This window comes from Sphingomonas sp. Leaf208 (assembly GCF_001421415.1).
GTDB lineage: Bacteria > Pseudomonadota > Alphaproteobacteria > Sphingomonadales > Sphingomonadaceae > Sphingomonas.
The window spans coordinates 402200-416012 of the sequence record NZ_LMKH01000034.1 but is presented as its reverse complement, the minus strand read 5'-3'; the positions used below and the strand labels follow the sequence as shown (position 1 = coordinate 416012).

8 protein-coding genes are annotated in these 13813 nt (G+C 67.3%); 2 read left to right on the top strand and 6 right to left on the bottom strand.

From position 1 onward, the window contains the following. The first annotated feature begins 11 nt into the window (after positions 1-11). Positions 12-2111, top strand: a complete 2100-nt coding sequence (locus ASE69_RS14680; RefSeq protein WP_056488082.1) for a TonB-dependent siderophore receptor — start codon at positions 12-14, stop codon at positions 2109-2111. Positions 2112-2120: 9 nt separating this feature from the next. Here the strand turns inward: ASE69_RS14680 and ASE69_RS14675 are convergent, their stop codons facing one another. Both ASE69_RS14675 and ASE69_RS14670 read right to left on the bottom strand, forming a co-directional pair. Then, positions 2121-4718, bottom strand: coding sequence for a TonB-dependent receptor (locus tag ASE69_RS14675; RefSeq protein ID WP_235518827.1), 2598 nt, complete (start codon positions 4716-4718; stop codon positions 2121-2123). A gap of 125 nt (positions 4719-4843) precedes the next feature. Beyond that, a complete protein-coding gene (locus ASE69_RS14670) occupies positions 4844-6151 on the bottom strand; it encodes a sugar porter family MFS transporter (RefSeq protein ID WP_056488076.1) in 1308 nt (435 codons plus the stop codon). Between the two features lie 176 nt (positions 6152-6327). Between ASE69_RS14670 and ASE69_RS14665 the strand changes: the two genes are divergently transcribed. After that, the gene (locus ASE69_RS14665) at positions 6328-7368 is read left to right on the top strand and encodes a spore coat protein U domain-containing protein (RefSeq protein WP_056488074.1); all 1041 of its coding nucleotides are present in this window, start codon (positions 6328-6330) and stop codon (positions 7366-7368) included. Here the strand turns inward: ASE69_RS14665 and ASE69_RS14660 are convergent. From ASE69_RS14660 to bioB, 4 genes are all read right to left on the bottom strand, one after another. Then, on the bottom strand, positions 7353-9746 hold the full coding sequence (locus ASE69_RS14660) for a DUF3772 domain-containing protein (RefSeq protein ID WP_056488071.1): 2394 nt from the start codon (positions 9744-9746) through the stop codon (positions 7353-7355). The genes ASE69_RS14665 and ASE69_RS14660 overlap by 16 nt on opposite strands. A gap of 509 nt (positions 9747-10255) precedes the next feature. Further along, positions 10256-12340 (bottom strand): acetyl/propionyl/methylcrotonyl-CoA carboxylase subunit alpha, encoded by a 2085-nt coding sequence (locus ASE69_RS14655; protein WP_056488068.1) that lies wholly within the window; start codon positions 12338-12340, stop codon positions 10256-10258. A 52-nt stretch (positions 12341-12392) separates the two neighbouring features. Continuing rightward, positions 12393-12755 carry a lysozyme inhibitor LprI family protein gene (locus ASE69_RS14650; protein ID WP_056488066.1) on the bottom strand — a complete coding sequence of 121 codons (363 nt, stop codon included), beginning with the start codon at positions 12753-12755 and terminating at the stop codon, positions 12393-12395. Further along, positions 12746-13768, bottom strand: coding sequence for a biotin synthase BioB (gene bioB, locus ASE69_RS14645; RefSeq protein WP_056488063.1), 1023 nt, complete (start codon positions 13766-13768; stop codon positions 12746-12748). Before bioB ends, ASE69_RS14650 begins: the two co-directional genes overlap by 10 nt. Positions 13769-13813 lie beyond the last annotated feature (45 nt).

The window sequence follows — 13813 nt, the reverse complement described above, 5'->3', positions numbered from 1 at the left end:
GGCAACATTTTTTGTCGACGCGTCCACGATCGATCGCCTTCGCGAGCATTTTTTTGCTGCTTGCCTGCCCCATTACTGCCGAGGCGCAGGACGACACCGACCGCGAGCCGGAGCGCGAGGAACGACGGGTCGATGGCGAGGCCGAGACGATCGTCGTTCTCGGCACGCGCAACACGCGGGCGGATCGGACCTTGTCGTCGGACCTCGCCACCGAACGCATGTCGCAATCCAGCCGCTCGCTCGAGCGCGACCTGCTCACCGCGGCGGGGACGTACCGGCTCGGCGACGCGCTGGAGCTCGTCAGCGGCGTCAGCAACCAGAACAACCGCGGCGGCTTTCTCGACAATTTCGCGATCCGCGGGTTCCTCGGCACACCCGACGGCGGCGCCGAATATTATGTCGACGGGTTCCTCGCCAATCGGGGCCTCGCGCCGCCGCGCGATCCGGCAACGACCGAGCGGATCGAGGTGTTGAAGGGCCCGGCCGGCGCGCTGTTCGGCGACATCGATCCGGGCGGCCGCGTCAACATCGTCAGCAAGACGCCGCGCTTCACGCCCAGCGCGACCGCGACGTTCACCCATGGCTCGTTCGACACGCGCCGGGTCGAGATCGATGCGACCAGTCCGCTGTCCGACACGATCGCCGCACGGATCGTCGTCGCCACCGAGGACAGCGATGGCTGGCGCGATTTCGTGCCGTTGCGCCGCCGCGTCGTCGCACCCTCGCTGACCTGGGCGCCGCGCGATGGCCTTCGGCTGACCTATGTCGGCGAGATCACGCGGTTCGATGCGCCGTTCGATCGCGGCATCCCGGCGATCGGCGGCGACGCCAACGCGTTGCCGCGGTCGCGCTTCTATGGGGAGCCCCGCGACGGCACGACGCGGTTTCGCAACCAGCGTCATCAGCTGACCGGCGAGGCGCGGCTCGACGACCGTATCTCGCTCAACGGTGGCGTGGCCTGGCGGACGGGATCGCTCCGCGGGTTCTCGTCCGACCAGTCGCGGCTCGTCGGCGGCCAGACGCTATGGCGACAGCGGCGCGCGCGCGACTATACCGTCGATGATCTGTCCGCGCGGCTGGAACTGACCGGACGGTTCGGCGCGCACCGCGCCAGCGTCGGCGTGAAGGGCTATACGCTCGACTATCACGAGGGGCTGTTGCGGCGGAACCCGACTGCGGCCAACCCGTATGCGATCGACGTGTTCGCGCCGGTGTACGGCGGGCAGGCGCTGCCGCTGGCGCCGTTCACGGACAATGATGAAACGCGGCGGTCGGCCACGCTGTATGCGCAGGACATGTGGGACGTGACGGATCGGTTCACGCTGACCGGTGGCGTCCGCTTCGACGCGTATCGCCAGCAGATCCGCAACAACCGTACCGGCGTGGTCGGGCGCACGGTCGACGAGCCGGTGAACTTCCGGCTGGGTGGCCGATACGCGCTGAGCGACGTCTTTGCGGTCCATGCGAACTGGGGCGAAAGCTTCCTGCTCAACTCGGGTACGGGGCGTGACAATCAGGGCTTCTCACCCGAACGCGGCAAGGGATACGAGATCGGCGGCACGGCCGCATTGCCGGGCGTCGACGTCGCCGTGACGTATTTCGATATCGCCAAGCGCGACATCCTGACCAACGATCCGGTCGATCCGAACTTCCTCGCGCCGGTCGGCAAGCTGTCGAGCAAGGGGATCGAGTTCGACGCCTCGGTGCGCCTCGCGAAGCGCTGGCAGGTCGTCGCGAACTATGCCTGGACGCGCGCGCGGACCGACGACAGCATCTTCGCGACCGACCGCGTCCTCAACGTGCCCGAACATGCCGCGACGCTGTTCGCGATCGGGCGCTTCCTCGACGATGAGGGCCGCGGGCCATCGATCAGCGCTGGCGCCAGCTACATAGGCAAGCGCGCGGGAGCAATCGACACCAGCGGGCTCGTCCTGCCGGACTATGTGAAGGCCAAGGCGGCGGTCGAATACGCGGTCTCGCGGCGCCTGTCGGTGCGCGCCGAGGCCGACAATCTGTTCGACGCTCGGTTCGCGCAGAGTTCGTACAGCCCGGTGTGGATCTTCCCGGGGGCGCCGCGGACGGTCCGGCTGTCGGTCCGCCTGAGCCAGTGATCCGCGGCTCTAGAAGAACAGTTTGCGGATGCTCAGCCGGACGGTGCGGCCGAGCGGGTCGAGATAGTCGGGTTGGTAGGTGTTGGGGACCGTGCCGGTCGCGTCGGTGACGCGCTGGCGGGTGTTGAAGACGTTGTCGACCGACAGGCTGACGCGCATGCCGCGCAGCCATGGGTGCGCCTTCACCCACTCCAGCCGCTGGCCGAGATCGGCGAACAGCCGCGCGTTGGCGGTGGCGAGGCCGCCGAAGTTGAGCGTCTCGGGGGCGGCGATCGTGCCGCCGTTGACGCGCGTGCCGGTCGCGTAGTTGGCGGAGATGCGCGCGCCGAGGCCGTTGTTGGTGTACCCCGCCTGCGCCTCCAGCTCATGACGCGCCTGCCCGCCGCTGTTGCCGATCGCGTCGCCGTTCAGCAGGTTCAGACTCGGGCCGCCGTCTGCGACGAGGACGCGATCGGTGAAGTGCCAGGTGTGGTAAACCGCGAACTGGATGCGGCCACCGGCCTGCCCGCCGCGTCCGCCGAAGCCACGTCCGCCGCCGCCGCCGCCGCCGCCGCCGCCGGGGCCACCTGCGCCTGGACCACCACCGGCACGCGCACCCTCACCGCGCGGTCCATCGCCGCCTGCACCACCGGGACGACGGCCGCCGGGCGGTTGCAGGCCTTCGAACGGGTTGGGACCGGTGCCCGCACGATAGGCCTCGAGCTCACGCTGAATCTTCGACTTGAGCGGCGCGGAGAAGTTGATCCCCCAGCGCAGTTCGGAGCGGTCGCTGCGCGCGAAATTGATCGGCCGGCGATCGACCTGCAGCAAAGCGCCACCCGCGTCGCGCTGGAAGCGATCGGGGAACGCCGCCTCGATCGCCGCGGTCGCTGCCGGGAACGCCGCGATCGGGTTGTCGACCCGGCTCTCGACATAGTTGGCGGTGATCGAGAGGTCCTTGGCGGACCAGGGCTTCAGGGTCAGCCCGATTTTCTTGACGTGGTTGTTGTCCGCGACCAGCCCGGGATTGCCGCCGCTGATCGTCGTGACGGTCGCGGTTTCGCCGCGCACATAGTCGAACACGCGGACGTTGGGCGTGGTGATCGACGGGTTGCCAAGCTGCTGCGCGGTCGGCGCCTCGTCGGTGTCGGTCACCGAGGCGATCACGCGCACGCCTTCGATCGGCGACCAGTTCGCACCGTAGCCGAGCGTCTGCAGCGTGCCGAAGTCCGACAGATGATCCTCGGCAAGATTGAAGTTCGCCGACAGCGTGCCGAGGAACGGCAGCACGTCCTTCGACCGGCTCGTCAGCGGCACGTCGACATTGACCTGGCCATTGACCGTGTCGCGCGACACCCGTCCCTGCGTATCGACCCCCAGGAGATTGACGGTGCGGTACGAGCGACTTTTGAAATCGGCGGTTTCGGCACCGAGCTTGATCGTCGTCGAGACTGCCCCCGCAGGTAGCGAGAACAGAGTGCCGTTAGCGACCGCATCGAGTTCGCCGGTGCTCTGTGTCGCATAGGCGCGGTTGCCTGGCAGTGCACCGAAGTCGCTCGCGCTCAGGCGGCCGAACGGGTTGGCGGTCGGATCTCCGGCGCGGATGCGGGCGTTGAAGGTACTCGCATCGAGGCCGGTCTCGGTGAAGGTCTGCGTGTCGCTGCGGTCGTAATTGCCCGTCACGTTCCAGCGCCACGTCCCGATATCGCCGTTCAGCGTAGTGCCGAGATGCGCGGCGATCGACGATGTCCGCTGGGTCAGCGGCAGGACGCCGTCGTCTTCGATCGCGCGATTGACGAACGTGGTGCTGCCGAGCGGCGTCAGCGCGACGACGGGCAGGCCGTTGAGGCTGCGGCTGTCGGTCGACTCCAGGCGGCCGTTGATCGTCGCGCCGATGTTGCCGAAGATGTTGCGTGCATAGACGCTGTTCGCGGTGAAGGTGCTGGTCGCGGACTGGAGCGTGCGGAACGGCCGCTGGTCGACGACATTGCCATCCGCGCCGAGCCCGCTGTTCGCGGTGCGCTGAGGCTGGAGGATGTCGCGCTGCGATTCGGTCAGCGGCTCGCTCGACGTGTATTCGACGTGCAGGTTGAGCCGGCGATCGCGCGCGATGTTGAGCATGTCGAGCGAGCCCTTGGGGGTATTGCCCCCACCCTCGGTCGCCTGCGTGTCGGCGGCCTCCGCGGTCACCGCGCGGAAGCGGCGGCGCAGGACGAAGTTCACGACCTTCTGATCGGCGCGATAGCCGTATTTGAGCGCGACCTCCTCGGGCAGGATCTCGACGCGCTGGATCGCCTCGGTCGGGATGTCGCGGATCTCGCTGAAGCTGGAGATGCGGCGGCCGTTGAGCAGCACGACGGGCGCGCCGCCACTGCCACGACCGCTGGTGGTCTGCGGACTGAGTTCGTTCAGCAGGTCGGAGACCGTGCTGACGCCGTAGGACCGGATTTCGGCTTGGCCCAGCGTCTGGTCGGGTGGGATGTCGCCGATCACCGCGCCGGGGAGTTTGCGCGAACCGGTGACAACGATCTCCTCGGATTCGGCGCCCTCGTCCTGCTCGGGCGCTTGCGCGGCGGGTGCGGCGGCGGGGCGCGACGGTGCCTGTTGCGCGGCCACCATTGCAGGCATGCTCACTGCCAGAACCAGACCCAAACTGCGCATACCCGTTCCACCCCGATGATCGAGCATGCCGATTAGGCGGCAATTGTCGCAGGATTGTGCCGGTTCGGCGGCGCTTTCGTCACATGCGCGGGTTATCGCGACATATGCGCTTCCATCTCCTCCAGCGGCACGCCCTTGGTCTCGGGGAAGTAGAGGAACACGGTGACGAACTGGACGGCCATCATCGCCGCGAAGAACAGGAACGGGGCGCCTGCCGACCATGCCGCGGCGACGGGGAAGACCTGCGCGATCACCGCGTTCCAGCCCCAATGGCTCGACGAGCCGATGCTCGATCCGCGCGCACCGACGTTCTGCGGGAAGACCTCGGAGATATAGACCCAGATCACCGCGCCCGAACCCGGCGCGAAGAACATGATGAAGACGATCAGCGACGGCAGCAGCAGGCAGTTGGGCAGCACGCCAAGCAACGCGAGTCCGCCGACGGTCAGCGCCGCGGTCATGCCGGCCGAGCCCCACAACAGCAGCGTGCGGCGGCCGACCCGGTCGATCAGCAGCATGCCGAGCAGCGTGAAGACCATGTTGGCGACCCCGATCATCACCGCCTGGAGATCGGGCGAGAGGCTGCCGCCGGACGCCTTGAAGATGTCGTTGAGGTAATAGAGGAACGCGTTGATGCCGCTGAACTGGTTGAACATCGCGACCAGGAAGGCGAGCGTGATCGGCTTGCGATGGCGCGTCCAAGAGAGCTTGGCATCGCCCTTCGGCGTATCGAGCTCTTGCCGGGCGATGTCGGGGCTCATGCCGACCAGCGCCAGCACGTCCTTCGCTTCTGCATCGCGCCCCTTGGCTAGCAGCCAGCGCGGCGAGTTCGGGATACGGAACAGCAGCGCGAAGAACACCAGCGACGGTGCCGCGACGATCCCGAGCTTCCACCGCCACTCGACATCGCCGAGATCGAGCGAACCGATGACCGCGTTCGAGACATAGGCGAGCAGGATGCCGAGGATGACGGCGAACTGGAACCCGCCGACCATTTTCCCGCGCTGGGCAGGCGGTGCGAGTTCGGCGATATAGGCGGGCGCGAGCACCGACGAGCCGCCGATCGCGATGCCGTTGATGAAGCGGAAGCCGATGAAGCTGTGCCAGTTCCACGCCAGCGCGCAGCCAAGCGCGGTGAGGACGTAGAGAAAGGCGAGGATACGCAGCACGTTGCGGCTGCCGTAGCGATCGCCGAGCGTGCCCACGAACAGCGCGCCGAGCAGCGTACCCCAGAGTGCCGACGAGACGGTGAAGCCGAGCCACGCCTCGCTGAGCGCGAACTTCGCCTTCAGCGCGCCAGTGACGCCGGCTATCACCGCGGTGTCGAAACCGAACAACAGACCGGCGAGCGCGGCGGTAGCGACGCTCGCGATCAGGATCGTGCGGGGCTGTGCGCTCACAAGGCGCGGTATCGCGGAAGGAGGATCGTCATCACCGCGTTGTGAACGTTTTACGCGCCTTCGCAAGACCGACGCAAGCCATTTCGATGCGCGAAAACACCCGTTTCCGGTTCTTCAAAACGCATTAACGAATGTGGGGATAGCTCTGAAGCATCGAAACGGGTGCGAGGGATGCGGTGGGTATCGAACATGGTCTGGCAACGGCGTCGGCGCGCGGCGTAAAGCGACTGGTCGCCGCGGTGTTGCTGTGTCTCGGGGTCGCCGCGGCCCCGGCGTTTGCGTGCGATATCGTGACGCCGTCGACCGCCAATATGGGCACCCTGTCACCGACCGCGGTGCCGACGGCGGGCTTCATCGCGACCACGGGATCGTTCAAATGCACGAACGTCAGCATCCTGACGTTGCTCGGCGCCGATTACCTGCGCGCGACGCTCCTGACGACGGCCCCGCTGACGCTGACCGCCACTACGGGCGGATCGATCACCTATTCGCTATCCGCGAGCCAGGACGGCACCACGCCGTTCGTCGCGAACACCAGCCAGTCGTATATCGAGGGCTCGACGCTGTCGTTGCTGAGCACCAGCAAGGCTTCGGTGCCGATCTATATCAAGCCGATCAGTGCGACGGCACCGCCTGCGGGAATCTACAAGGGCAATTTCCAGGTTCGCTGGGCATGGAGATTCTGTGACGGTGTCGCCGTTGCAGGCATCTGCGCGTTAGGCGACAACGATGTCGGCAACAAGATCGCGTCGGTCGACGTGACGATCACGGTGGCGCGCGACGCCATCGTCACGATCACGCAACGCGCGACATGGGAAGCCTCGGCGACGACCAACAACCCGAAGGCCATTCCCGGCGCGAAACTGCGCATGGCGATGCAGATCGAGAACCCCAATCCGTTCGCGCTGGACGGCAACACGCTGGCGTTCACATTGCCTACGCCCGCCCGGCTACAGATCGCGCTCGATGGCGACGGGACCGCTTCGACTGCGTATGTCATGACGGCGGAAGGCACGCCCGCATCTTCGCTGGCGGTCACCTATGCCAGCCCGGCGAGCACCACGGACGATGTGGACTTCTCGTCGAACAACGGCGGCAGCTGGACCTATGACCCGACGACGGCACCCCGATCGGTCACCACCGTGCGGATCCGCCCGCGCGGAACCATGGCGGCTGGATCGAAATTCACCGTGTCCTTGCCTTACGCTCTATTCTGATCAGGGGTCTGCTCGGAGACGGGCGGAGTCGGCATGCCACCGACGATCTCCATCTTGGTCGCGGTCGAGCCGACCTCGATGCCCGCCTCGCGGAACTGGCGCAGCAGCGTGAACAGCAGTTCGCTGCGCATCGGATAGGCGTCGCGCGGGCTCGCCACGTACGCGAAGCAGTTGAACTTGGCGCGGCCGGCGTCGATCGAATCGATGAACACCTTGGGCTCGGGATCGTCGAGCACCTCGTGCTTCTCCGCGAATGCCGCGAACAGCATCGTCCGCACCGCATCCAGATCCTCCTCGAGCGGCACCGAGAATTGCAGCTGGATCCGGCCGATGGGTGCTGCCAGCGTCATGTTCTGGATCGTCTTGGTGATCAGCTCCGAATTCGGGACGATCAGCGTCGAGCGGTCGGCGACCTGGATCTCGGTCGAGCGCACGTTGATGCGTTTCACGTCGCCCTCCATGTTGCCGATCCGGACGAGGTCGCCGATCTTGACCGGGCGCTCGGCGAGCAGGATCAGCCCCGAGACGAAGTTCTGCGTGATCGCCTGCAGGCCGAAACCGATCCCGACCGACAGCGCGCCGAGCACCACGGCCAGCTTCTCCATGCCGATCCCGAGCGCGCCGAGCGCCCACAGCACCGCGGCGATGATCCCGGCATAACGCGCGACCATCATCACCGAATTCTGCGCGCCGGCATCCATCGCGGTGGTCGGCAGATAGCTGTTCACCAGCCAATGCTGGAGTCCGCGCATGATCGCCAGCGCGACGAACAGCACCGCGATCGAGCGCAGCACCGCGCCCGGCGAGATCGTGACCTGGCCGATCGTCACGCCGTTCGCGACTGTCCCGAACAGCTCGAACGCCGAGCCGACGCCCGCCCCGAACGGCGCCATCACCGCGCCGACCGCGAGCAGGATCAGCAACAGCCGCAGCACCGCCGACAGCAGCACGCCGATCTGGTCGACGGTCTTGTTGTCGACCCCGAACCCGCTGTTCGCCGAGCGGCCGAGACGGTTGCCGCTCGACAGCAGCGTCCGGCACGCATCGTCGGTGAAGGTCATCATCAGGTACAGCGAGGCGCCGACGATCGCACCCCACAGCAGCCACGTCGCGACCTTCAGCGCGAAGTTCACATAGCCGATCAACCCGGCGATCAGCGTGACGAGCAGCACCAGCCAGACCAATGTCGCGACGATCGCGAGCAGCGTGTTGCGCGCAGGCTTGGTCGGATCGGGCAGCGCGGCGGCGCGGAGACGGCCGAGCGTTACCAGGATCGCGCCGAGCAGGACGATGTGGAGCAATGCGACGACCGCATTGGCCGCGCTCGATGCGGGCGCGCTTATCCCGATCAGCATGTTGGTCGCGATCAGCAACTGGCCGAAGAAGATCAGTCCGGCGGCCATCCAGGTGTACGGGCGGAGTGCCTGCGCGGCCGGGTCGCCGATCGGCAACAGGCGCCAGGTCGACTGGCCGCGCAACAGCAGCGCGCCGCCGAGCGACGACACGAACGCGCAGAACCATGTGATCCCGACGAAGAGCGCGCCGAACCGGCTCCAGGCGGGGGAGACAAGCCCGGCCCAGCGCAGCGACGCGACGATCGCCCATGCGGCAAGCCCAGGCAGCGCGGTGCCGATCACGACCAGCCACAGCGCATAGGCCGAGCGTCGCAGGCGACCGCCAGGCGCGTGGTTGGTCGCATAGCGCCGGCCGACGCCGTGCAGCCAGCGTCGTAGCGGCACGATCAGGACCAGCGCGGTTAGGATGCCGATCAGCAAGCCGGTGCCGGCACGCATGTCGAACCGTGCGCCGAACTGGCGGATCTCGACATTGGCGAACCGCATCATGCGCGCAGTGTCGCGCGGCAGGTGATCGACGATCGCGGCCCACAAGGTCGGCGACAGCGGCGAGCCGGTGTTTTCGGACAGTTGCTGGCCGAGTTCCTCCGCCTCGGCCGCGCCGATGTCGTCGATCTGCTGCTTGGCCTCGATCCCGATGAGGCGCGCGCGCTTGATCGCCGAGTCGATCGCCGACTGGCTCTGCGCGAGGAGCTTGCGTTGCTGGCGGATCTCGGGCGCTTCGACGACGCCTGGGGTGGCGGCACCAAGTTCCGCGACACGCGCCTGGACGAGGGCCATCTCGGGGGTGAGCGTGCGGACTGCGTCGGCGGCGGTGGTCTGCACGGTTTGCGCGCGGGTGCGGAGAGCTTGGCGCGCCTTGTCGTCACGCGCGGCGGGGGTCGCGTCGTCGATCGCCTGGAGTTCGGCGGAGGCTTGGGTGAGGCTCGCTGCGACGGTCGCGACCTTGGGCTCGTCCTGCGCGATCGCGGGGAGCGCGGTGGCTAGAAGGAGGAGCGCGGCGAGGTAACGGAGGAGGGTCATCCGGGGTGCTTTACAGCGATGAGGTCGGAAACGGGAGGGGGCGTGGGGTCGGACCGGGTCGGGACGCAATCGCTGGTTTCGTAAGCGTTGCTGTGAGTGGTGCCTCTGCCGCTACATGCGCTACCCCGGCGAAGGCCGGGGCCCAGTTGGAAGGTCGCAGTAACGGAGCGTCGGCCTCGACCACAAGTCGCTCCCAACTGGGCCCCGGCCTCCGCCGGGGTGGCGTTCCCGTCGGGATGCGATGTCGAAAACACGATCGCCACCCCGCTTCCTTGTTCTCCCGCGAAGGCGGGAGCCCAGACTGGGTCCCCGCCTTCGCGGGGAAACAGAAGTGCGGTCCGCTTCCCATAATTCCGACGAGGACCAGGTGCGCGCCTCCGTCAACCCGGCGGAGGCCGAGGCCCACCGTCCCGCACACTCAAGTCTCTCGGATGTGCGGAACGGTGGATGCCGGAACGAGTCCGTCATGACGGGGTATGCCCGCAGTTGGGATCGGCCTGGACGCGAACTCAGTCGAGCTCGAGGATCACCTGATCCACCGCCAAGCTATCCCCCGTCTTCGCCGCGACCGACTTCACCGTCCCCGTCTTCTCGGCGCGGAGGATGTTCTCCATCTTCATCGCCTCGACCACGGCGAGCGCCTGCCCCGCCTCGACTCTGTCGCCCGCCGCGACGTCGAGCCGCACCAGCAGACCCGGCATTGGGCAGATGAGGAACTTCGACAGATCCGGCGCCACCTTCTCGATCAGGTGCGCGGTGTACGGCGCGACGCGGGCGGGCAGCACGCGGGCGACGTGGCTCGCCCCTCGCGCGGTAAGCTTGAAGCCGGCGCGGGCCTTGGCGATGCGGATCGTGAGGTGTTCGTCGCCATCTGTCCCGTGACCGTCGGCGACCACCATGCGATCGCCGGGCGTGTATTCGAGCGACAGGTCGAGCTCTTCGCCGTCGACCATGATGCCGTCGGTCGAGACCGTCACCGCGTGGTCGATCTTGTCGATGGACACCACCCAGTCGGCGGGCGGACGGAGGCGCTTGCCGAGTTGGCCATCGATGCGGCGGGCGCGATCGGCTTCGGCGGTGGCCGCGAAGGCTGCGACGGCGGCGAGCGTCTTCAGCAGTTCGGCGTCGGCGGGGGCGCCGTGAAAGCCTTCTGGATATTCCTCGGCGATGAAGCCCGTGGTTAGTGCGCCCGACTGGAAGCGCGGGTGCTGCATGATCGCCGAGAGGAAATCGATGTTGTTGCCCGGCCCCTCCAGCTCGAACGCATCGAGCGCGGCGATCTGCGCGGCGATTGCGCCGTCGCGGGTGGGGGCCCAGGTGATGAGCTTGGCGATCATCGGGTCGTAGAACATGCTGACCTCGCCGCCCTCGCGGACGCCGTCGTCGACGCGGACGCGGGGTTCCGCGGAGGCTGCGTCTCCTTCCCCGTTCGTGCTGAGCGAAGTCGAAGCACCCTCGCTTGGGGCATACCCTTCGACTTCGCTCAGGGCGAACGGGAGAGGCGGATTATACCGCACCAAGCGACCGATCGACGGCAGGAACCCGCGATACGGGTCCTCGGCATACACCCGGTTCTCGATCGACCAGCCGTTGAGCTTCACCTCGTCCTGCGTAAACCCAAGCGGTTCCCCCGCAGCCACCCGGATCATCAGTTCGACCAGGTCCAGTCCCGTGATCTCTTCCGTCACCGGATGCTCGACCTGAAGCCGGGTGTTCATCTCGAGGAAGTAGAACCCCTCCCCCGTCGTATCCGCGCCCGACACGATCAGCTCGACCGTCCCGGCCGAATAATAGCCGACCGCCTGTGCCAGCGCGACCGCCTGCTCGCCCATCGCCTTGCGCATCTTCGGCGTGACGAACGGCGAAGGCGCCTCCTCGACGACCTTCTGGTGCCGCCGCTGGATCGAGCATTCGCGTTCGTTGAGATAGACGATGTTGCCGTGCTGATCGCCGATCAGCTGGATCTCGATGTGACGCGGGCTTTCGATGAACTTCTCGATGAACACGCGGTCGTCGCCGAAGCTGGCCAGCCCCTCGCGCTTGGTCGCCTCGAAGCCCTCGCGGACGTCCTGTTCGCTGTACGCCAGCCGCATGCCCTTGCCGCCGCCGCCGGCCGACGCCTTCATCATCACCGGATAGCCGATGCCGCCGGCGATCTCGACCGCGTGGTCGGTGCTGTCGATCTCGCCGAGATAGCCCGGCACGACGTTGACGCCCGCGGCCTTGGCGAGCTTCTTCGATTCGATCTTGTCGCCCATCGCGGCTATCGCGTTGGGGGGCGGGCCGACGAACGCGATCCCGGCCTCGGCGCAAGCCAGCGCAAAACTCTCGCGTTCGGAGAGGAAGCCGTAGCCGGGGTGGATGCAGTCCGCGCCGGTCTCCTTGGCCGCGAGCAGGATGAGCTCGGCCTTGAGATAGCTCTCCGCGGCGGGTGCCGGCCCGAGCCGGACGGACTCGTCAGCCATCAGCACATGCGGCGCGCGCGCATCGGCGTCCGAATAGACCGCGACGGTCTTGATGCCCATCGCCTTGGCGGTCCGCATGACCCGACACGCGATCTCGCCCCGATTGGCGACCAGGATTTTCTTGAACATCACTCGCCCTAATCTGTGCCGTCTTGCCGGACGCGGTCCGGGTGCGGACTGGTTATTGGTACCAAATCATCGTCTTGAGCTGCTTCGTGCGGGCCTGCGTCAGGTCGGTCCTACACCCGGCAATCGTCATGCCCTGTGCCGAACCACCGGCATATTGCCCACCTTCGATCACGCACTGCGTATCGCGGAACTTGAGCCACGCCCGCTGGCTCTCCAGCAGCGCCGCGGCATAGCCGACCCCGCCGCCACGCGACCCATCCTGCGCGTCGCGGCCCTTCATATAGGCGTAGGTCCGCTTCCGCGGCGCAGTCATTGCCGCATCCGCCCGAGCATAGCTCGTACCGGCGGACGCGTTCATCGTCGCCTGCGACTGCATCGGAGCAGCCGCGGTCATCAGCAATGCGATCAGCAGCATGTCTTGGCCTCCCGCATCGGCTCCGCACCGACCATCGGTTTCATGCCCAGCTTCGCCAGCAGCGTCGCGTCGGCGCTGTCGCCCGCGTTGCCGGTGGTGAGCAGCTTGTCGCCGGTGAAGATCGAGTTCGCGCCGGCCATGAAGCACAGCGCCTGGGTCGCCTCGGACATGCTCTCGCGCCCGGCCGACAGGCGCACCATGCTCAGCGGCATCGTGATCCGCGCGACCGCGACCGTCCGGACGAACTCGATGTCGTCGATCTGCGCCATCGGCGTGCCCGCGAGCATGTCGCCGAGCGGTGTGCCCTTGACCGGGACCAGCGCGTTGACGGGGACGCTCTCGGGGTGGCGCGGCAAGGTCGCTAGTGCGTGGACGAAGCCGACGCGGTCGCTGCGCGTCTCGCCCATCCCGACGATCCCGCCGCAGCAGACCGAGATCCCCGCGTCACGGACGTTCGCCAGCGTCTCCAGCCGATCGCCGAAGGTGCGCGTGGTGATGACGTTGCCGTAATTCTCGGGCGAAGTGTCGATGTTGTGGTTGTAGTAATCGAGGCCTGCGTCGGCGAGCTGCTTGGCCTGGTCCGCGTCGAGCATGCCGAGCGTCATGCACGTCTCGAGCCCCATCGCGCGGACGCCCTCGACCATCGCGACGACCTTCGGCATGTCGCGCGGCTTCGGGTTGCGCCATGCGGCGCCCATGCAGAAACGCTGCGAGCCAGCGGCCTTGGCCTGTGCGGCGTCGGCGAGGACTGCGTCGACGTCCATCAGCTTTTCCGCCTTCAGGCCGGAGTCGGACGACGCGGACTGCGAGCAATAGCCGCAATCCTCGGGGCAGCCGCCGGTCTTGATCGACAGCAGCGTGCAGAGCTGGACCTCGCCGACCGCGTGGTGTGCGCGGTGGACGGTCTGCGCGCGGAACATGAGTTCGTCGAACGGGAGGTCGAACAGCGCGGCGATTTCCGAGGGGTCGGGGGAGGGGCTGTCCAGAAGCGGCGGCGGCAGTGTTTGCGGCACTGCCCTCCCCCGACCCCTCCCGCAGGCGGGAGGGGAGAAGATCTA